Raw genomic sequence first — 19,798 nt, 5'->3', positions numbered from 1 at the left:
GGATTCCTTATAGCCCCGCTTTTAAACTTGCTTCAATAAATTTGTCCAGATCGCCGTCCAGCACAGCCTGGGTGTTGCGTGTTTCCACCCCGGTACGCAGGTCTTTAATGCGGGAGTCATCCAGCACATAAGAGCGAATCTGGCTTCCCCAGCCAATGTCGGACTTGTTGTCTTCCAGCGCCTGTTTTTCAGCATTTTTCTTTTGCATCTCAAACTCGTACAGCTTCGCTTTCAGCTGTTTCATCGCCTGATCTTTGTTTTTATGCTGAGAACGGTCGTTCTGACACTGGGTCACAATGTTGGTCGGAATATGGGTAATACGCACCGCAGACTCGGTCCGGTTAACGTGCTGACCACCGGCGCCGGAGGCGCGATAGACGTCGATACGCAGGTCGGCCGGGTTGATTTCGATATCGATATCGTCATCCACTTCGGGATAGACGAAGGCCGAGCTGAAGGACGTGTGACGACGGCCGCCGGAGTCGAACGGACTCTTGCGCACCAGACGATGCACGCCGGTTTCGGTCCGCAGCCAACCGAAGGCGTAATCGCCGATAATTTTAAGGGTCGCGGACTTAATCCCGGCCACTTCACCATCGGACTCTTCGATGATTTCAGTTTTGAAGCCCTTGGCTTCCGCCCAGCGCAGGTACATACGTACCAGCATGCTGGCCCAATCCTGTGCTTCCGTACCGCCGGAACCCGCCTGAATATCGAGATAGCAGTCCGCGCTGTCGTACTCGCCGGAGAACATACGGCGGAATTCGAGCTGGCCGAGTTTATTTTCCAGTCCGTCGAGTTCGGCGCAGGTTTCGTTAAAGGTGTCTTCGTCGTCTTCTTCCACCGCCAGTTCCAGCAGACCGGAGACATCTTCCAGCCCCTGCGTCATTTGGTCGATGGTGTCGACGATCGCTTCCAGAGAGGAGCGTTCTTTACCCAGCGCCTGAGCGCGTTCAGGTTCGTTCCAAACGTCCGGCTGTTCCAGCTCGGCGTTTACTTCTTCGAGGCGTTCTTTCTTGGCATCGTAGTCAAAGATACCCCCTCAGAACCACTGTCCGCTCAGACAGGTCCTGAATTCGATTTTTTACCGGATTAATTTCAAACATGATGTTTAAGATCTTTTGTTGGTCAAAGGGACGACGTGTATTCAAACGGCGAATTGTAACGGATCCACGTCGGGGTTTATAGCGATCCGTTCAGTTTTTAACAGCGAGCGCGCACGACGAAAAGTCGTCGCCGCGCCCGCTGAACTCACAAAAAAGCTCGCGCTACAGCGGCCACAAATGTTCGATCAACAGCTGCACCGAACGCTTGCCGCGATACTCGTTCACGTCCAGCTTATAAGCCAGTTCCACCTGTCGGACGCTGCTGTCCGGCCATTGGGTGGTATCGACATTGAACGCGATACCGTCCAGCAGAGGGCCTCCCGCCAGCGGTTCCACCATCACCTTGAGATGACGTTCCCCGACCAGACGCTGTTGCAGCAGGCGAAAATGACCGTCGAACGTCGGCTCAGGGAACGTCTGCCCCCAGGGACCGGCGTCCCGCAGCAGCTGCGCGGTGCTCAGCGTCAGTTCCGGGGCGGCTAATTCACCGTCGGACCAGATGATGCCTTGTAGTTGCGAAGCATCCAACCACTCGCCGACCAGTTCGCCGAAGCGCTCGCGAAACTCCTCAAAGCGCGCTTCTTCCAGCGACAGCCCGGCGGCCATCGCATGTCCGCCAAACTTCATCATCAGACCGGGACACGTGGTGTCCAATCGCTCCAGCGCATCGCGCAGGTGCAAACCGGCCACCGACCGCCCCGAGCCTTTGAGAATACCGTCGCCCGCGGGGGCGAACGCGATGACGGGTCGATGGAAGCGCTCTTTGATACGAGACGCCAGGATGCCGACGACGCCTGATGCCACTCCGGGTGATACATCGCCAGACCGTAGGGCAGCGTCTCGCTGCTACGCTCCAGCTGTTCGCACAGCTGTAGCGCTTCCACCTGCATCCCCTGCTCGATTTCACGCCGGGTCTGGTTGAGCGCGTCGAGATCGCTCGCCAGCATGCGCGCCTGAACGATGTCGTCACTCAGCAACAGCGCTACGCCGACAGACATATCATCCAGCCTTCCGGCGGCGTTCAAGCGCGGGCCGAGCGCAAAACCCAGGTCGCTGGCGACAAGCTGGGCCGCCTCGCGGTTGGAGACTTCCAGCAGCGCGCGAATACCGGGTCGGCATTTGCCCGCGCGGATGCGATTTAGCCCCTGGGCCACAAGGATTCGGTTGTTGGCATCCAGCGGCACCACGTCCGCCACCGTCCCCAGCGCCACCAGATCCAGCAGCTCCGCCAGATTGGGCTCAGGCAGGCCATGCTGTTCAAACCAGCCGCCGTCGCGCAGCCTCGCTCGCAGCGCCATCATCAGGTAGAACGCCACCCCCACGCCCGCGAGAGACTTGGAAGGGAAGCCACAGTCCGCCAGATTAGGGTTAATGATGGCCTCGGCCGCGGGCAAGGTGTCGCCCGGCAGATGGTGGTCCGTCACCAGCACGTCGATCCCCCGCTGATGCGCATCGTCTACGCCTGCGTGGGACGAAATGCCGTTGTCGACGGTGACGATCAGCTCCGCGCCTTTCGCCGCCGCCTGAGCGACGACCTCAGGCTGAGGCCGTAGCCATCTTCAAACCGGTTAGGCACCAGAAAGTCGATATGCTGACCGCCCATTCGCCGCAGCGCCAGCACGGTCAGGGCCGTACTGGTCGCGCCGTCTGCGTCGAAGTCGCCGACGATCACGATGCGGCGTTTATCCGCCAGCGCGGACTGCAAACAGTCCACCGCCTTGTCGATCCCCGAAAGCTGCCGGTAATCCAGCAAACCGCGCAGGCTGCGTTCAAGTTCCTGCGCAGCCTGAACGCCGCGTTGGGCGTAAAGCCGACGCAGCAGCGGCGGCAACGTGTCGGGAAGATGATGACTCTCCACCGCCGGACGGCGGCAGAGCTGGGTTACGAAAGTCACGGAGCGCTTAACCACCCGATTTCTGAGAGGCTTTGTGCGCCTGCAGCATACCGGCCATCTCTTTCGGATCCTGATAACCCGGGATCACCGTGCCATCATCCAGCACGATGGCTGGCGTGCCCTGAACACCAAACAATACGCCAAGCTGATAGTGCTCGGAGATATCGGTTTTGCAGGTTGCAGGCGAGATATCGTCGCCTTTCATTGCGGCATCAAAGGCTTTTTTGCGGTCGGCTACGCACCAGATGGACTGCATATCCTTTTCCGTCTGGGAGCCTGCGCCCTGACGCGGGAAGGCCAGATAGCGGACGGTAATGCCCAGCGCGTTGTAGTCATTCATCTGCTCGTGCAGTTTGCGGCAGTAACCACAGGTGATATCGGTAAACACGGTGATCACATGCTTTTCCTGCGCAGCCTTATAAACAATCATCTGATCTTTAAGCGCTTCCAGACGCCCCATCAGAATGTGGTTGGTGACGTTGACCGGATTTTTTCCGCTCACGTCATACAACGGTCCTTGCAGCAGGTGTTTGCCGTCATCGGTGATGTACAGCACGCCGTTTTCGGTCAGCAAGGTTTTCATTCCGGGAATGGGCGCCGTCTGGATTTCCGCATTTTGCATGCCCAGACGCGTCAGTGACTGTTTAATCGCGGCGTCGTCCGCGCTGGCGCTCATGGCGGCGACGAGCAGAGAAAGCAGTAATACACTCTTTTTCATAAATTGATCCTGTTCTTGGATGAGGCGTGATCGTCAGCGACATGGCTGATGCGCCCCACCCCATGATTCATCTGTCCATCACGCCCGGGGATGATGCTGCTGATGCAGCTGCTTCAGGCGTGCCGTGGCGACATGCGTATAGATCTGCGTCGTGGACAGGTCGCTGTGGCCCAGCAACATCTGTACTACGCGTAAATCCGCGCCGTGGTTCAGTAAATGCGTGGCAAAAGCATGACGCAAAACATGCGGAGAAAGTTTAGCGCTGTCAATAGCAGCAATGACCGCGTAGTGCTTGATGCGGTGCCAGAAAGTCTGGCGGGTCATCTGCTGCCCCCGACTGCTGGGGAACATTACATCGATCGGCTTATCGCTAATAAGCCAGGGTCGGCCGTATTCCAGATACTGCTCTATCCAATGCACCGCTTCTTCTCCCAGCGGCACCAGACGCTCTTTGTTGCCTTTGCCGATGACGCGCACCACGCCCTGACGCAGGCTGACGTCGCTGATGGTCAGACCCACCAGCTCCGAGACGCGCAGGCCGGTCGCGTACAAGACTTCCAGCATGGCTTTGTCGCGCAGTTCGAGGGGCTTGTCGACACAGGGAGCATTGAGCAGCGCATCGACTTGCGCTTCCGTTAAGTCCTTCGGCAATCGCTGCGGCAGTTTGGGAGAAGAGAGCGACGCGCTGGGATCGTCTAAGCGCTGCTTTTCGCGGTAGAGGTACTGAAAAAGTCGCCGGGTTGCGCTCAGCAGGCGCGCAGAGCTGGTCGCCTTATAACCGCCTTCCAGCCGTTCGGCCAGAAAAGCCTGCAGGTCAGCGGCTTCCGCCTGCAACAGGCCGCTCTCGTGGTGCGCCAGCCAGTCCGCCAAAGAGCGAAGATCCTGTCGGTAGGACGCCAGCGTATTTTCAGCCAGATTCCGCTCCAACCACAGCGCATCGAGAAACTGTTCGATCACGGTTTGATCCGGTGTCTGCATGGCGGGCTCCTCTGTTTCATGCTGAGACCATTATGCCTGACAGCACGTGAACGGGGTACAATTCGGTAATTGCTTTTATTTTTATCATATCCTGCGGCAAAAAATGCGGCTTAAGGGATTATATCTTATTAATCGGGAGAAAAGCGGGACACATCCTAGCGCAGCCCGCGTCAGACGCGGCTTGGTGGTTTGAAAATAAGCATTTTCTATGCATAAAATACGCGTCCGTGTTGTTAAAAAACTGAAAAAACTATGCAATCCTCCGTCGCATCCACTGTTGATGACAATCAAGTCCCAGACGCCCCCGTAAACTCCCGTAATAAGGTTGTGGTTGCTTCTCTGGTCGGCACTGCCATCGAATTCTTTGATTTCTATATTTATGCTACTGCCGCGGTGCTGATTTTCCCGCACATCTTTTTCCCGCAAGGCGATAACACTGCAGCAACACTCCAGTCACTGGCGACGTTCGCGATTGCCTTTATCGCACGTCCCATCGGTTCCGCCCTGTTTGGACATTTCGGCGACCGAGTCGGACGAAAAGCCACGCTGGTGGCTTCGCTGCTGACGATGGGAATATCCACCGTCGCGATCGGCCTGCTTCCGAGCTACGAAACGATCGGTATTCTGGCGCCAATGCTGCTGGCGCTGGCCCGCTTTGGTCAGGGTCTGGGCCTGGGCGGCGAATGGGGCGGCGCGGCGCTGCTCGCGACAGAGAACGCACCGGCGCACAAACGCGCGCTGTATGGCTCGTTTCCTCAGCTCGGCGCGCCTATTGGCTTCTTCTTCGCTAACGGTACCTTCCTGCTGTTGTCCTGGCTGCTGACGGATGAACAGTTTATGCACTGGGGCTGGCGCGTTCCGTTCATTTTCTCCGCGATTCTGGTGCTGATCGGGCTGTATGTCCGCGTGTCCCTGCATGAATCGCCGGTCTTCGCCAAAGCCGAACAGGCGGGTAAAAAAGTACGGATCCCAATGGGAACGCTGCTGAGCAAACACCTGAAAGCGACGATCCTCGGCACGTTCATCATGTTGGCGACCTACACGCTGTTTTACATCATGACCGTCTACTCGATGACCTACGGCACCTCGCCGGTTCCGGCCGGGCTGGGTATTCCGCGTAATAACTTCCTGTGGATGCTGATGATCGCGGTGATTGGCTTCGGTCTGATGATCCCGGTCGCCGGCTATCTGGCCGATATCTATGGCCGCCGCCGCACTATGATCGTCGTCACCTGCAGCATGCTGGTCTTCGCCTTCGTCTTCCCCTACCTGCTGGGATCCGGCGAACAGTGGCTGGTGATGGCGTTTCTGGTGCTGGGCCTGAGCATGATGGGCTTCACCTTCGGTCCCATGGGCGCGCTGCTGCCGGAGCTCTTCCCGACGGAAGTTCGCTACACCGGCGCCTCATTCTCCTATAACGTGTCGTCAATTCTGGGGGCTTCAGTCGCGCCCTATATCGCCGCCTGGCTGACCAGCAACTATGGGCTGTTCTACGTCGGCGTCTATCTGGCGGCGATGGCGACATTGACGCTGATCGCGCTGCTGCTGATCAAAGAAACACGTCACCAATCCCTCGATTAAACACCGTGGGCGAAGGCATCCGTCTTCGCCCCGATGCTTTTCCCACAGTCATTTGTGCTTTACGGGCGTAGTATACTTCGCCAGACTAACGCATTGACTGTGTGTTGCCGCGCTGCGGCAGCGCCTTACATTCACTTTCCCAACACACTGACGGCTTATGAAGATAGGACTTTTTTACGGCTCCAGCACCTGCTACACCGAAATGGCGGCAGAGAAAATCCGCGACATCCTGGGTGCGGATATGATCGAACTGAACAACGTCAAAGATGTCGATCCCCAACGTATGGAAGACTATGAAGCGCTAATCCTCGGCATTCCGACCTGGGACTTCGGCGAAATTCAGGAAGATTGGGAAGCCATCTGGCATCACCTGCCGACGCTGAAACTACAGGGAAAGATCGTCGCGCTCTACGGGATGGGCGATCAGCTGGGATACAGCGAGTGGTTTTTGGATGCGCTGGGTATGCTGCATGAGCAGCTACAGCCGCTGGGCGTAAGATTCATCGGCTACTGGCCGACCGAGGAGTACGATTTCATCAGCACCAAACCGCTGACGCCCGACGGCAAGCACTTCGTCGGACTGGCGCTGGACGAAGTGAATCAGTACGACATGAGTGAAGACCGCATCCAACAGTGGTGTGAGCAGATCCTGCGAGAACTTAAAGCGCTATGCCAATCTGAACAGGCGTGACGTCCGCCGCCGGGATACGGCGATTTCAACCATATCCCGGCGCGTTTTTGCGACCGTTAACGACGCTTCTGCGCCCACCATTTGGTGCGAGCGGCTGGCGTGAGGAAGCTCCAGGCGACGAAGCGGCTCTGCTTCTGTCCCTGCGCCATATCCACGGTTTTAACGCTCTCCGCGCCCACCTCATCCAACACGCGATACAGATCCGGCAAATTCTCTTTGCGTGAGACCAGCGACGTAAACCACAGGCATTGACGTGAGAAAACCGCACTTTCGCGGATCATCTGCGCAATAAACGCTTTCTCCCCGCCTTCACACCACAGTTCATCTTCCTGCCCGCCGAAATTGAGCGGCGATCGCTTGTCCAGCCCAAGGTTGTGCAGCTTCCGGCGCGAGCCCTGCTTCGCCTCGTTGGCCGAGGCATGGAATGGCGGGTTGCACAGCGTCGCATCAAACAGCTCATTTTTGTGAATGATGCCGTTGAGGATAGCCTTACTGTCTTTCTGACGACGCAAGCGGATGGTTCGGCTTAGACCGGGATTGGCGGCGATGGTCGCATTGGCCGCCTGCATGGCCTGTGGATTGATCTCGCTGCCGGTGAAGCGCCAGTCGTACTCACGCTGACCGATCAGCGGGTAAATGCAGTTGGCGCCGCAGCCGATATCCAGTACGGAGGCGTCACGCGGCACCTGAGACTGATTATCCTCGGCCAGTAGATCGGCAAGGTGATGAACATAGTCCGCCCGTCCGGGGATCGGCGGGCAGAGAAATCCCTCGGGTAAAAACCAGTGTTCAATCTGATAGAACTCGTGCAGCAGCGCCTGATTCAACGTTTTGACCGCGTCCGGATTGGCGAAATCAATCGACTCGTCGCCGTAGTCGTTCACATGAACGAACGGGATCAGCGCAGGATGCGTGAGTTTCAGGGCGGTAAAATCATAGCGGCCGCGATGGCGGTTGCGCGGATGCAGCATATTTTTCTGCGCGGCGCGTTTTTCTGCAGGCGTGGTCATCGGCTTCTCTCTTGTTGAACGACGCGTAAGATACCCGCTGCGGCAAATCGCGTAAATCGCTGCGGGCATTTTTCTCACGTATCGGCCCGATCGACAGCGCCGATTTTCTTCGCCTGCCGGCGAAGGGCGAGAAATTCAATACTACAACCGCGGGCGTGCGGAAGCGTTATCGAAACGGGGGGCGAGGAAAATCATTCAGTAGCGAACTGCGGCCCCAACGCGAAGAATATCCGCATGGCGGCACTGAGTTCACCACGCGAGCGCAACATTAAGCGTCATTACCCTGCGCAGCGGTCCTTCCGCAGCAAAAGCTGACGCAGATGCCGCCACTCATCCCGCCCCATACTGTCCGAGGAGAGCCATAGTCGCTGTTCCAGAGCTGCGCCGTCCGCTGCCCGCAGCGACAGCAGAATACCGCTCTTCAGCATCCACGGCCGTTTGACGATGCGCCACTCTCGCTGCTGCCAGCGCAGATGACGTTCACCGTGCAGCGAGATCGCGCCGTGGCGAGATTTGATATTGCGCTGGCTACGAATGAATCCGAACATCACCAGAGACACCAGCCCCAGCCATAGCGGCGCATAACCACTCGGCCACGGGGCCAGCAGAATCAAGAGCACCATAATCCCGTGCACCAGCAGAGAGAACAGCTGCATGCGCCAGGAAACTTTAAGATCACATTGCCACTGGGCCACGGTGTTTATTTCGCGTCTGAATAAGGGAAACCATGCGTTTAAGCTCCAGATCTGATGGCTCGCCGTGATTCATCAGCCAGTTGAACAGATCGGGATCGTCGCACTGCAGCAGGCGGACAAAGGCGCTTTTGTCGCTATCGTTCAATGCATCGTAGTCATGCTCGAAAAACGGCATGATGGAAATATCCAGCTCACGCATGCCGCGCCGACAGGCCCAGTGAATGCGTGCTTTATCATTGATATCCATATGATCGCTCACTTTGTTCAGTCATAGCCTTCAGTGTAACCCTATTTTGTTCGATGATATTAAACCAATAGTAATACTTTGACATATTTTAGCGCAGTATCGGCATCGGCATTGCTCACTCTGCGTAGCGCCTCGCGCATTCGTCATCGCCACCCAATAAGCGCTTGCAAACCCTTGCCGCTCTTTTACCATTAGACCATTGCTAAACACCCCTCATCGCAGGACTGTAACCATGGCTAATACAATTCCATCACACCCTTTATTCCCGTCCGCCCTTCCCGCCACGCTCATGACGCTAGAGGATTGGGGACTGGTCACTCTGGTCGGCCCCGACACCGTCAGCTATGTGCAGGGGCAGGTCACCACCGACGTGACGGCGCTGCAGCCTAACCAGCATGTCCTCTGCGCCCACTGCGACGCCAAAGGTAAAATGTGGAGCGACCTGCGTCTGTTCCATCACGGCGAGGGACTGGCCTATGTCGAACGCCGCAGCGTTCGCGACGTGCAACTGGCCGAGTTGAAAAAGTACGCCGTCTTCTCCAAAACTACGATGGCGGCCGATGATGAAGCCGTACTGTTGGGTGCCGCCGGGCAAGGCGTCCGGGAGCAACTCGCCCCCCTGTTTAACGCCTTACCAGATGCCGATAACGCCGTGGTGCAAGAGTCGGGCGCGACGCTGCTGCATTTCACGCATCCGGACGAGCGTTTTCTATTGGTGCTGTCGGCCGAACGCGCGGCGGCCCTACTGAATGCGCTGGAAGGTAAAACGCAGCGAAATAACAGCACCCAATGGCTGGCGCTTGATATCGAAGCGGGCTACCCCCTGATTGACACGGCAAATAGCGCACAGTTCATTCCACAGGCAACAAATTTGCAGGCTTTACAGGGGATTAGTTTCCTTAAAGGATGCTATGCGGGGCAGGAAATGGTGGCGCGCGCCAAGTACCGCGGCGCCAATAAACGCGCGCTGTATTGGCTCGCGGGCACGTCGACGATCGAACCCGCGGCAGGTGACGATCTCGAGCTGAAGCTGGGAGACAACTGGCGTCGTACCGGCACCGTGCTGGCGTCCGCGCGTTTGCATGACGGACAGCTGTGGGTGCAGGCGGTGTTGAATAACGACCTGGAAGCCGACAGCGTGCTGCGCGTGCGGGACGATAGCGCCAGCACACTGTCGATTCAGCCGCTGCCTTATTCACTGGAGGAGTAAGCGACCCCATCCGCGACGGCCTAAAACGGTGCGTCGCAAGGCGTGCGGCGAAGATGACCTTCCGGGATTCCGCCGCAGGCCTGCCACTTCCGGTAAATCCGTTACGGCAGCGCCAGCATGACGACGGCGTTTTCCGCGCGGTAATGTTATTGGCTTATGGCGCACGCAAACTCGACGCGGGCCGGAAAAGCACAATCGCTCATTCCCCGTATGCATGGCCGTCTTGGCCAGCAGTGCAAAGCCTTTCAGTCACGACATCTGATGAGCGACACGGCTTGATGATGTTAAACGTAAAGATAAATCGCCAGGAAATGGCACAAGCTCCCCCCCAGCACAAATCCATGCCAGATAGCATGGTTAAAGGGGATCCGCTTGCTGGAATAAAAAATGACGCCCAGCGTATAGATCGCCCCGCCGACCGCCAGCAACACCACGCCGCCGAGAGAAAGCGTAATGGCCAGTTCATAAATCACGATCAGCGATAGCCAGCCCATAACCAGATAGGTCACCAGTGAGAGGATCTCAAATCGGTGCGCAAATGCCATTTTAAATATGACGCCCAGTAGCGCCAGACTCCAGATAGCAATCATCAGCCATACGCCAACGGCGATTTCAGGCCCACCATCAAAAACGGGGTGTAAGTACCCGCAATCAGCAGGTAAATCGCGCAGTGATCGAACTTTTTCAGCCAGCGTTTGGCGTTTTGATTAGGAATGGCATGGTATAGCGTAGAGGCCAGAAACAGCAGAATGACCGTGGCGCCGTAGAGGCTATAACTGGTGATAGCGATGGCATCAGCACCATTTTTTTCCGCCTGCGTCAGCAGTAAAATCAGGCCGATGATGCCTAACACTAATCCGACCCCGTGACTGATGCTATTGGCGATTTCTTCCGCCAGCGAATAACCCGAATCCAACACCTGCTTCTTCATGACCTACCTCTTGAAATATCCTTTTCGCCGCTCAATGAGGCAAAAAGCCCAGGCGGATGATGTGACCGCCACCAGAGTAACGGAGAACCTTTTCAGTGTACACGCGTACGCTGAAATAATTATAGTCCTCACGATATGGCCGTTGTTGCCTTCAATCCTGCATTTCAATGTCGCCAAGGTTGCCTTACAATTGGGCACCTTCCTTTATGGAGATTATTCAGATGTCCCTTGCCGTACTGGACTTCGGTCCCCTCACTGACGTCGTCGCATTCTTGATGGAAGTCGATAAACTCAAAAGCGTCAAACGCCGTTCCAAAGTGATTGGCACTGACTGTCAGGAAGATTCTGCCGAGCATAGCTGGCATTTTGCTCTGGCGGCGATGAGCCTGGCGCCTTATGCGGGAAAGGACGTTGATATTCAGCGCGTCATTCAAATGGCGCTGATCCACGATATCGTGGAGGTCGATGCGGGCGACGTGCTGGTTTACGATCTTCAGGGGCGTGCCGAAGTACACGATCGCGAAGTCGCCGCCGCCATACGGCTGTTCGGTCTGCTGCCGGAACCGCAGCGCAGCCGCTTCCATCAGCTGTGGCTGGAGTATGAAGCAAGCGAAACGCCTGACGCACGCTTCGCGCTATTGATTGACCGCCTGATGCCGGTGTTAATGAATCTTCACAACGGCGGTCAAAGTTGGGTGGAGCACGGTATTCGCTTGGAACAGGTACTGTCGCGGAATGACTTCATCAGAGAGGTTTATCCTGAACTGTGGGGCTATCTCAGCCATCATCTCGAAGTTGCACAAAGCAAAGGCTGGTTGAAGTAGTCATTCCGGTCTGTTGCCTGTCGCTTACGCCGCGCAACGACCGGCGCTCCTCTCAGTCTTTCAATGGCTTATGGGCCGTTTCTTTGGCTGACCACAATGCCCATAGCGTGATCGTCAGCGCCAACGTCACATAGAGTGAAATCGCCAGCGACGTGCCGTAAGACGTGAACAGGCTCGTAATGATCAGCGGCGCAAAACCGGCGCCCACAATGCCCGCCAGCGTATAAGCCAAAGACGATCCCGCATAGCGCACCTGCGTAGGAAACTGCTCGGTGATGAACGCCGCCTGCGGCCCATACATCGCCGCATGGATCAGCAGTCCAACCACGACCGCCAGACATATCTGCACCGGCTGCGTACTGTCGAGCAAGGTGAAAAAGACGAATGTCCACATGATTGCCGCCAGCGCGCCGCCCATGTAAACCGGTCGCCGACCAATACGGTCAGACAGAATTCCGAACAGCGGGATAGCAATAGCATTGCCGAAAGCGCCCAGCATGGTGGCGGTCAAGGCCAGCGGGCGCGGCAAGTTCAGTACCGTTGTCACATACGTCAACGTAAAGACCACCACCAACGCATACAACACATCTGAGCCGATGCGCGACCCGCCGGCGATGAGCAACGAACGCAGATGCTGTCTAAAGACGACGCGAATGGGCGCCTGCGTAATGTGTTTACTTTTCTCTAGCTTGAGAAAGGCGGGGGTTTCACCGACGCCGCTGCGCAGCCACAGGCCGAATACGACGAGTACCAGACTCAGCAGGAAAGGAATACGCCATCCCCATGCCTGAAAGCTTTCGGGCGAAATGGAGAGCGTGATCAGCGTGATAAAACCGGTGCCGATGAGCGTACCGCAGGAAGGACCGACCTGAGCAAACGAGGCGTTTCGTCCGCGCTGATGGGGTCTGCCATGTTCCATCGACAACAACACCGCCCCAGCCCATTCGCCGCCCAGCGCAATGCCCTGAATAAAACGCAGGGTGACCAGCAGCACGGGACTCCAAATCCCCCAGCGGGCGTAGCCGGGCAGCAGTCCCATTAACGCCGTCGTGACCCCCATGATCACCAGCGTGGCAACAAGCACAAACCGCCGCCCCAGCACATCTCCCAGATGACCAAAGATGATCCCGCCGATAGGCGTGAGACGTAGCCGACCGCGTAGGTGGAGAAGGCCAGGATCGTGCCCACCAGCGGATCGAATGACGGGAAGAAGATATGGTTAAAGATCAGCGCCGCCATGATGTTGTAGACGGTAAAGTCATACCACTCCAGCGCCGTACCTATAGCGCTGGCGGCCGCCAGCTTGCCGGTGTTCGGCGTTTTGGCGGCGAGCGGCACCGCCTGTCCTGCCGTTTCAGTCGTCCCGATATTCATCATTTCAGCTCCTGTGCAGTCAGTTGCCAACTCAAGGCGTAGTGCAAGACATCATGAAGAGATACATTCAAAATCTGTGCCGCCATCGCCGCCATTGACTCACCGGCAGCCGGAGAACCACTTTCCAGCACCAGTAACGGCAGGAGCGCCGTAGGTTCAGGAGACGCATTCGGTAGCGGCGTGCTCAGCGCGGCATCAGGCAGAAGCAGGCTGCTGCTGACGAATCCCGCGACGTCGGACAGCGATTCCCCTAAATGAGCGATACGTTCGATCAGGTCGCCCTCCTCTGGCGGGGCGAGGGTAAGCAAGCTCAAATGACTCCCTGTACCGCACCCGGTTACCGCCGTAATAGCGCACACCCGCCGCAGCGGATCCCGCATGCGCCGAAGGTTGATTTGCGACCATTCCGTTTGGTGGGAAAAGGCCGCCTGATAGGACGGCGAAGTAAAGCACTCCAGCGATGTCGTTTTGTATAGCCCCAGATATTTGCGTCCGCCCTGCAACGCCTGATAACGCGTACCGGTCAGGAAGCCGGGAATACGTACCCGCTCCTCCACGTGTTCGCAGTCGTACCATCGGTTAAAATCCGCCTCATCCTCTGCGTCGACGTCCGTGGCGACAAGCAGCATCCCGTTGGGGGTCACAGTCATGAATTTTCTCCTGTTCATTGAAATGAGACGTCAAGGCCGCCGTTGAGGCATCGTTCAATCGACAACGCCCATCCCAACAACGCGTTATCCTGTAGCGGCAATCCGGCCACCATCAGGCCGACCGGCGCATCGCCCGGTTGCTGGCACGGCAGGGAGACCGCGCAGCCGTCCAGAAAGTTGATGATGGAAGGGTTTCGCAATGCCGCGCCGTTGACGCGAAAATAAGTCGCCTCATTAGCCTCAAGCTCGGCAATGGTTGGCGCGATAAAAGGGACGGTCGGCATCAGTAACGCATCGTAACCTTGGATTTCGATGGTCACCCGCCGCTGCCACTCAGCACGCTGGCGCATCAGCAAAGCAGCGTCTCGCTCGCTCAGGGCCGCTCCACGGCGAATGCGCGACAGCACACGCGGGTCATACTCGGCGGCATGCCGCGCGATCAACGACTGATGCCAACGCCATGATTCCAGCGCGGTGAACCCGCCTGCGGCATTGATGGCGGCCAATTCCGCAAAGGCCGTACAGGGAACCGTTTCGATACGTGCTCCAGCCCGCGCCAAACGCCACAGGCTGTGTTCGAACGCCGCCCCCACCGCGTCATCTAATCCGTCCAGCACCAAGGTTTGCGGCACCCCAAATCGGGCCTTCGACAAAGGCTGAGCCTGGGGCGACAGAGGCTGATGGGAAAGGACCCCGTCCAGCGCGAGGCAATCGGCGATGCCGTGGGCGATAACGCCAACGGAGTCTAGCGACGGCGACAGCGGCAGCACTCCCGTATCATCCATCCGCCGGGCCGTAGGTTTGTAACCGGTCAGACCGCAAAAAGCCGCCGGAATCCGCACCGATCCCCCGGTATCGCTACCGACCGCGCCCAAACACATACCGTCCGCCACCGCGACCGCCGCGCCGGAAGAGGAGCCTCCCGGAATGCGGCGATTTTCCCGGTTCCACGGATTGGCTGGCGTCCCGTAGTGAGGATTTATCCCCAAGCCGGAATACGCGAACTCGGTCATATTGGTCTTCCCCACCACGACCGCGCCCGCGTGAAAAAGACGGCGGACCACACCCGAATGCGCGGCGGCTGCCGGTGCTGACGCCAACACGCGGGAACCGGCAAGCGTCGGCTCGCCCTCGACGTCGAACAGATCTTTGATGGCGATCGGCACGCCATCCAACGCTGAGCGCGCCCCGCCTGCCGCACGCCGCTGATCTGACGCCCGGGCCTGCTGACGGGCCTGTTCGGCGTAGACCCGGGTAAAGGCAAATGCCCCCTCTCCCTGTGTATCGGCAATCTGCATCAGTGCGTCCTCGGTTAACGTCGCCGACGTCCATTCGCCCTTCGCCAGCCCGACGGCGGCCTCCTGCAACGTTAACGCGCCCATCACGCCACCACCGGCAGTAAAACGCTGGAATAGCTGTGGCTGATCGTGCGTCCCAGATGTTCATCGACCAGCGCCATGCGAAACTCCGTCGCCGGGCGGATCCCGCCGATCGCCGTCATCGTGCCGCAGCTCATGGCAAGTCCGTCCGCCAGCATCGGAACATCGGGCGCCAGATAGCGTTGTAGCAGCGCCATCGGCGGTTGCAGGCTGGCCAACGTGCCTTCCTGATACAGCCGATACTCCCCGTCTTCGACGATCCACGATCGTAGGATCAGCGAATCCCAATGAGCCATCACCTCGCGAAGCGGCCACGCTTCCCGCGCGACCGGTTTGGCGCATAGCTGTTTTGACAGCGCCACGTTCTGCGCCTCCAGTTGGCGATCGGTATGATCCGACGCCAGCGAAACATAAAGCTCGCCGTGATAGGAAAAGATCAGCGGTTCGGCCTCGCCGGAGCTGGCGTTGCCGACGACTTCGACGAGGGAGGATTGCGTCAACTGGTTCGTCGCCACGCGGTAGAAAAGCGGGATTGCACTGGGTTGAGGCACGCCCAGCGCCTCCAGTTCCCGGATATGGTGCATAACCGCGTCGCGATCGCGGCCGGTCCAACCGGCGATCACCAGACGATCAATCTCGACCTCAATTAACTTTTCTGCTGATTTTTCCAGCACATTGAAGATCAGTTTCATGACGTTGCCAGCCTCTCGATAAAAAGCACTGTGAAATTTCACACGATTTTCAATTAAGGAATAAGCGATTTTCGTGCCATGTTTTGTGTACTATGGTGAAAGACTTTTCTTTGCAGGAGCGACACGTGAAGCACGTCGATGAACCCCATCAGGTCTTGCCGACAGCGGAAGAAGCCGGACTATCGCAGAACGAGCTGGCCTATCGGCGATTCAAACAGTTGCTGGTCACACTGAGCTACAAGCCCGGCGAATACGTGAATACGGCGCAGGTGATGAATGCGCTTGAGATGGGTAGAACGCCCGTCAATCAGGCCATTCATCGACTGGCGAACGAGGGATTGCTGCAGGTCATCCCGCGTAAGGGGGTGATGGTCTCGCCGCTTTCGATTAACGATGCGCTGGAACTGATCGACGTCCGTCTCGCGAACGAGAGCCTGTGTATACGACGCGCCTGCCAGCGCGCCACAGCGGCGCAGCTGACCGAGCTGAGCGAGTTGAATCAGGAGATCGAGACCGCCTGTCAGGCTCGCGACCGAATCAAAATGATGACGCTGGACCACGAATTTCATCAGATGCTGGCGCAAATCGCGGGCAACAGCACCCTGACGGACATTCTCAGCGTCTTGCACGCCAGAGCGCAGCGTTTTTGGGCCAGCACCTTGTCCCGAGAAAGGCATATGCAAGAGGTGGTTGAAGAACATCGCGCCATCATCGAGGCGCTAATGCGGCAAGACGCCGCCGCCGCGGAAGCCGCGATGGAGGCGCATATCCTGTCGTTCCGCCATGCGCTGCTCCACACCTTTTAATCGCGCTACGCCGATTAAAACAGCGCGGGGGCTTGCCTCGCAGCAAGCCCCCGCGCTTCTTGCTAAAACGTCACCTGAGTCATGGCGAGACGCCGTCAGACGTAGTCGCTGACGGGAACGCAGGAGCAGAACAGGTTGCGATCGCCGTACACGTCATCCAGGCGCTTCACGGTCGGCCAGAACTTGTTCGCGGCGCCGGCCGGGAACACCGCCACCTCCCGCCCGTAAGGGTGAGTCCACTCGGCGACCAGCTCGGTTTGAACATGCGGCGCATTGACCAAAGGATTATCGTCCAGCGGCCACTCCCCCCGCGCCACATGGTCGATCTCTTCCCGTATCGCCAGCATGGCGTTAATAAAGCGGTCCAGCTCTACCTGACTTTCCGACTCCGTCGGTTCTATCATCAATGTGCCCGCGACCGGGAACGACATGGTTGGCGCATGGAATCCGTAGTCGATCAGCCGTTTGGCGATATCCAGCTCGCTGATCCCGCTGGCTTCCTTCAGGGGACGGATGTCCAGAATGCACTCATGCGCAACCCGGCCGCCGAGGCCGCTGTAAAGCACCGGGAACGCCGACTGTAGGCGCGCCGCCACGTAGTTGGCGTTAAGAATGGCGTTTTGACTGGCCTGCTTCAGCCCTTCTGCGCCCATCATGCGGATGTACATCCAGCTGATCGGCAGAATCGAGGCGCTGCCGAACGGTGCGGCGGAAACGGCGCCCTGCTCAGTCAGCACGTCGTCGATCTTCACGACCTGATGCCCCGGCACAAACGGCGCCAAATGCGCTTTCACGCCTATCGGCCCCATCCCCGGCCCACCGCCGCCGTGAGGGATACAGAAGGTTTTATGCAGGTTAAGATGCGAAACGTCCGCGCCGATAAAACCGGGAGAGGTAATGCCCACCTGCGCGTTCATGTTGGCCCCGTCGAGGTACACCTGACCACCGTACTGATGCACAATCTGGCACACTTCGCGGATCGTCTCTTCGTAGACGCCGTGAGTCGACGGATAAGTCACCATGATGCAGGCCAGCAGATCCCCGGCCTGCGCCGCTTTCTCCCGCAGATCGTGCAGGTCGATATTACCCTGCTTGTCGCAGGCCACCACGACCACCTCCATCCCCGCCATGTGCGCGGAAGCCGGGTTGGTGCCATGCGCGGAGCTCGGGATCAGGCAGATCCGCCGCTGAGACTCGTTGCGGCTTTCATGATATCGACGGATGGTCAGCAGGCCGGCATATTCGCCCTGTGCGCCGGAGTTCGGCTGCATACAGACGGCATCGTAGCCGGTCAGCAGAACCAGCCACTCGCTGAGCATTGAGATCATCTGGCGGTAGCCCTGCGCCTGCGCCGGCGGACAGAACGGGTGCAGCTCGGCGAATTCGGGCCAGGTGATAGGCAGCATTTCCGCCGCCGCGTTGAGTTTCATGGTGCAGGATCCCAGCGGGATCATCGCCTGATTGAGCGCGAGATCCTTGTTCTCCAGACGGTGCAGGTAGCGCATCATCTCGGTTTCGCTGTGATAGCGATTAAACACCGGGTGCGTCAGGATGTTGTCCGTCCGCCGTAGCGCAGTGGGCAACGAGTCTGAATCCGCGCTAACGTCGTGATCCAGCGCATCGATATCCAGACCGTGGTCGTCTCCCAGCAGGATCGAGAACAACGCCAGCACATCGTCGCGGGTCGTGGTTTCATCCAGCGAGATCCCCACGGCTCCTTCCAGATCGCTACGCAGGTTGACGCCGAAACTGAGCGCCCGACTCAACGTGGCCGCCTTGTCGCTAACCGAGACGGTCAGCGTGTCGAACCAGCGGGTATGCCGTAGCGTCACGCCGCGCTGTTGCAGCCCGGCGGCTAAAATATCGGTCAGGCGGTGGATACGGCAGGCGATGCGCTTAAGTCCTTCCGGTCCGTGGTATACCGCATACATCCCCGCCAAATTCGCTAACAGTACCTGGGAGGTACAGAGGTTGGAGTTGGCCTTTTCACGGCGAATATGCTGTTCGCGAGTCTGCATCGCCATTCGCAGCGCAGTGTTGCCCGCAGCATCGCGGGAGACACCGATAATGCGGCCCGGCGTCGCGCGCTTGTACGCTTCCCGACTGGCGAAGAACGCCGCATGCGGGCCGCCGTATCCCATCGGCACACCGAAACGCTGCGCGGAGCCAAAGACGATGTCCGCCCCTTGAGCGCCGGGAGCATCGAGCAATACCAACGCGAGCAGATCCGCCGCAACGCAGGTAATGACCTTGCGTTCATGCAGCTCGGCCAGCAAGGCTCGATAGTCGTGCAGTTCGCCGGTCGTACCCAGCTGCTGCACCAGCACGCCGAAGACGCCGTCATCCTTCAGCGCCGCCTGCGGATCTCCGGTCACGATATCGAAGCCGAAGGTCGCTGCGCGCGTCCGGACAACATCCAACGTTTGCGGATGTACGTCTTCTGCTACAAAGAAGCGGTTGGCCTGCTTGAGCTTGCTGACGCGTTTGGCCATCGCCATCGCTTCCGCCGCCGCAGTGGCTTCGTCCAGCAGCGACGCGGATGCCACCGGCAGGCCGGTCAGGTCCTGCGTCACCTGTTGAAAATTCAGCAGCGCTTCGAGCCGTCCCTGAGACACCTCGGGCTGATAAGGCGTGTAAGCGGTGTACCACCCCGGATTTTCCAGCACGTTACGCAGGATCACCGGCGGCATCTGCACGCCGTAGTAACCCATGCCGATATAACTTTTGTAGATCTGATTACGGCTGGCGATCGCCTTCAGTTCCGCCAGTGCCTGATGTTCCGTGACGGCATCCCCGACGTCGGGAGGGCTGGGTAATTGGATATCCGGCGGGACGATCTGCTGAATCAGCCTATCCAGCGATTCTGCGCCGACCGCCGCCAACATAGCCTGTTGCTGCTCGGCGGTGGATCCGATATGGCGTTCAACAAAAGCGCTATGGTGTTCAAGTTGACTAAGAGTCTGGGTCATTACGACATTCCTGCATCAAACCACATCCAGCACGCGCCGTTAA

The 19,798-nt window shown here is 58.2% G+C and carries 15 protein-coding genes and 3 pseudogenes; 5 read left to right on the top strand and 13 right to left on the bottom strand.

The features are described from left to right. Positions 1–7: 7 nt before the first annotated feature. The 4 genes and pseudogenes from prfB to xerD form a co-directional block, all read right to left on the bottom strand. Positions 8–1,106 (bottom strand): peptide chain release factor 2 gene (prfB, locus tag AU509_RS10385; protein ID WP_099045401.1). Its coding sequence is split into 2 segments (ribosomal slippage): positions 8–1,030 and positions 1,032–1,106, totalling 1,098 coding nucleotides; the frame shifts between segments, so codons are not numbered across the junction. Positions 1,107–1,268: 162 nt separating this feature from the next. Continuing rightward, a pseudogene (gene recJ, locus AU509_RS10380) lies at positions 1,269–3,000 on the bottom strand (single-stranded-DNA-specific exonuclease RecJ). Positions 3,001–3,007: 7 nt separating this feature from the next. Then, positions 3,008–3,718 carry a bifunctional protein-disulfide isomerase/oxidoreductase DsbC gene (dsbC, locus tag AU509_RS10375; protein ID WP_085652687.1) on the bottom strand — a complete coding sequence of 237 codons (711 nt, stop codon included), beginning with the start codon at positions 3,716–3,718 and terminating at the stop codon, positions 3,008–3,010. 78 nt (positions 3,719–3,796) lie between these two features. After that, entirely contained in the window at positions 3,797–4,696 is a 900-nt protein-coding gene (gene xerD, locus AU509_RS10370; RefSeq protein WP_085652688.1) for a site-specific tyrosine recombinase XerD, read from the bottom strand. 252 nt (positions 4,697–4,948) lie between these two features. On the opposite strand from xerD, the gene AU509_RS10365 reads away from it, so the two are divergent. Continuing rightward, positions 4,949–6,277, top strand: a complete 1,329-nt coding sequence (locus AU509_RS10365) for an MFS transporter (protein WP_085652689.1) — start codon at positions 4,949–4,951, stop codon at positions 6,275–6,277. A 157-nt stretch (positions 6,278–6,434) separates the two neighbouring features. Beyond that, a complete protein-coding gene (fldB, locus tag AU509_RS10360; protein ID WP_094118280.1) occupies positions 6,435–6,968 on the top strand; it encodes a flavodoxin FldB in 534 nt (177 codons plus the stop codon). A 56-nt stretch (positions 6,969–7,024) separates the two neighbouring features. Here the strand turns inward: fldB and rlmF are convergent, their stop codons facing one another. The 3 genes from rlmF to sdhE all read right to left on the bottom strand — a co-directional run bounded on the left by rlmF (position 7,025) and on the right by sdhE (position 8,920). Next, complete coding sequence (gene rlmF / locus AU509_RS10355; RefSeq protein ID WP_094118279.1) at positions 7,025–7,978, bottom strand: 23S rRNA (adenine(1618)-N(6))-methyltransferase RlmF; 954 nt, start codon at positions 7,976–7,978, stop codon at positions 7,025–7,027. 278 nt (positions 7,979–8,256) lie between these two features. After that, positions 8,257–8,673 carry a protein YgfX gene (locus AU509_RS10350; RefSeq protein WP_094118278.1) on the bottom strand — a complete coding sequence of 139 codons (417 nt, stop codon included), beginning with the start codon at positions 8,671–8,673 and terminating at the stop codon, positions 8,257–8,259. Further along, positions 8,654–8,920 carry an FAD assembly factor SdhE gene (sdhE, locus tag AU509_RS10345; protein ID WP_094118277.1) on the bottom strand — a complete coding sequence of 89 codons (267 nt, stop codon included), beginning with the start codon at positions 8,918–8,920 and terminating at the stop codon, positions 8,654–8,656. The genes AU509_RS10350 and sdhE overlap by 20 nt, the downstream gene beginning before the upstream one ends. Positions 8,921–9,152: 232 nt before the next feature. Here sdhE and ygfZ point away from each other — a divergent pair, with 232 nt between their 5' ends. Then, complete coding sequence (gene ygfZ, locus AU509_RS10340) at positions 9,153–10,130, top strand: tRNA-modifying protein YgfZ (protein ID WP_094118276.1); 978 nt, start codon at positions 9,153–9,155, stop codon at positions 10,128–10,130. Positions 10,131–10,414: 284 nt separating this feature from the next. Here the strand turns inward: ygfZ and trhA are convergent. Then, positions 10,415–11,061, bottom strand: a pseudogene (gene trhA, locus AU509_RS10335) (PAQR family membrane homeostasis protein TrhA). A 221-nt stretch (positions 11,062–11,282) separates the two neighbouring features. Here trhA and AU509_RS10330 point away from each other — a divergent pair. Beyond that, a complete protein-coding gene (locus tag AU509_RS10330) occupies positions 11,283–11,885 on the top strand; it encodes an HD domain-containing protein (protein WP_094118275.1) in 603 nt (200 codons plus the stop codon). A gap of 52 nt (positions 11,886–11,937) precedes the next feature. Here the strand turns inward: AU509_RS10330 and AU509_RS10325 are convergent. The 4 genes and pseudogenes from AU509_RS10325 to AU509_RS10310 all read right to left on the bottom strand — a co-directional run bounded on the left by AU509_RS10325 (position 11,938) and on the right by AU509_RS10310 (position 15,980). Then, positions 11,938–13,259: pseudogene (locus AU509_RS10325) on the bottom strand (MFS transporter). Next, on the bottom strand, positions 13,259–13,909 hold the full coding sequence (locus AU509_RS10320; protein WP_094118274.1) for a DUF4286 family protein: 651 nt from the start codon (positions 13,907–13,909) through the stop codon (positions 13,259–13,261). Before AU509_RS10320 ends, AU509_RS10325 begins: the two are co-directional and overlap by 1 nt. Before the next feature lie 14 nt (positions 13,910–13,923). Continuing rightward, positions 13,924–15,291 (bottom strand): amidase, encoded by a 1,368-nt coding sequence (locus AU509_RS10315; RefSeq protein ID WP_094118273.1) that lies wholly within the window; start codon positions 15,289–15,291, stop codon positions 13,924–13,926. After that, positions 15,291–15,980: a DUF2848 domain-containing protein gene (locus tag AU509_RS10310; protein ID WP_085652698.1), complete on the bottom strand. Its 690-nt coding sequence runs from the start codon at positions 15,978–15,980 to the stop codon at positions 15,291–15,293. Before AU509_RS10310 ends, AU509_RS10315 begins: the two co-directional genes overlap by 1 nt. Before the next feature lie 92 nt (positions 15,981–16,072). On the opposite strand from AU509_RS10310, the gene AU509_RS10305 reads away from it, so the two are divergent. Beyond that, positions 16,073–16,786 (top strand): GntR family transcriptional regulator, encoded by a 714-nt coding sequence (locus AU509_RS10305; protein ID WP_094118272.1) that lies wholly within the window; start codon positions 16,073–16,075, stop codon positions 16,784–16,786. A gap of 95 nt (positions 16,787–16,881) precedes the next feature. Here AU509_RS10305 and gcvP read toward each other — a convergent pair whose 3' ends face one another. After that, positions 16,882–19,755 carry an aminomethyl-transferring glycine dehydrogenase gene (gene gcvP / locus AU509_RS10300; RefSeq protein ID WP_094118271.1) on the bottom strand — a complete coding sequence of 958 codons (2,874 nt, stop codon included), beginning with the start codon at positions 19,753–19,755 and terminating at the stop codon, positions 16,882–16,884. Positions 19,756–19,798: the final 43 nt, after the last annotated feature.

It is taken from the genome of Lonsdalea britannica (assembly GCF_002111595.1).
In the GTDB taxonomy this organism is placed as follows: domain Bacteria; phylum Pseudomonadota; class Gammaproteobacteria; order Enterobacterales; family Enterobacteriaceae; genus Lonsdalea; species Lonsdalea britannica.
Note: the sequence above shows the minus strand (reverse complement) of the source record. Positions and strands in the feature narration are given on the sequence as shown.

Bases quoted from the DNA above. Each gene is read 5' to 3' on its own strand.
- dsbC (WP_085652687.1), bottom strand. From the start codon at position 3,718: ATGAAAAAGAGTGTATTACTGCTTTCTCTGCTCGTCGCCGCCATGAGC.
- xerD (WP_085652688.1), bottom strand. From the start codon at position 4,696: ATGCAGACACCGGATCAAACCGTGATCGAACAGTTTCTCGATGCGCTG.
- AU509_RS10365 (WP_085652689.1), top strand. From the start codon at position 4,949: ATGCAATCCTCCGTCGCATCCACTGTTGATGACAATCAAGTCCCAGAC.
- fldB (WP_094118280.1), top strand. From the start codon at position 6,435: ATGAAGATAGGACTTTTTTACGGCTCCAGCACCTGCTACACCGAAATG.
- rlmF (WP_094118279.1), bottom strand. From the start codon at position 7,978: ATGACCACGCCTGCAGAAAAACGCGCCGCGCAGAAAAATATGCTGCAT.
- sdhE (WP_094118277.1), bottom strand. From the start codon at position 8,920: ATGGATATCAATGATAAAGCACGCATTCACTGGGCCTGTCGGCGCGGC.
- ygfZ (WP_094118276.1), top strand. From the start codon at position 9,153: ATGGCTAATACAATTCCATCACACCCTTTATTCCCGTCCGCCCTTCCC.
- AU509_RS10330 (WP_094118275.1), top strand. From the start codon at position 11,283: ATGTCCCTTGCCGTACTGGACTTCGGTCCCCTCACTGACGTCGTCGCA.
- AU509_RS10320 (WP_094118274.1), bottom strand. From the start codon at position 13,909: ATGACTGTGACCCCCAACGGGATGCTGCTTGTCGCCACGGACGTCGAC.
- AU509_RS10315 (WP_094118273.1), bottom strand. From the start codon at position 15,291: ATGGGCGCGTTAACGTTGCAGGAGGCCGCCGTCGGGCTGGCGAAGGGC.
- AU509_RS10310 (WP_085652698.1), bottom strand. From the start codon at position 15,980: ATGAAACTGATCTTCAATGTGCTGGAAAAATCAGCAGAAAAGTTAATT.
- AU509_RS10305 (WP_094118272.1), top strand. From the start codon at position 16,073: ATGGTGAAAGACTTTTCTTTGCAGGAGCGACACGTGAAGCACGTCGAT.
- gcvP (WP_094118271.1), bottom strand. From the start codon at position 19,755: ATGACCCAGACTCTTAGTCAACTTGAACACCATAGCGCTTTTGTTGAA.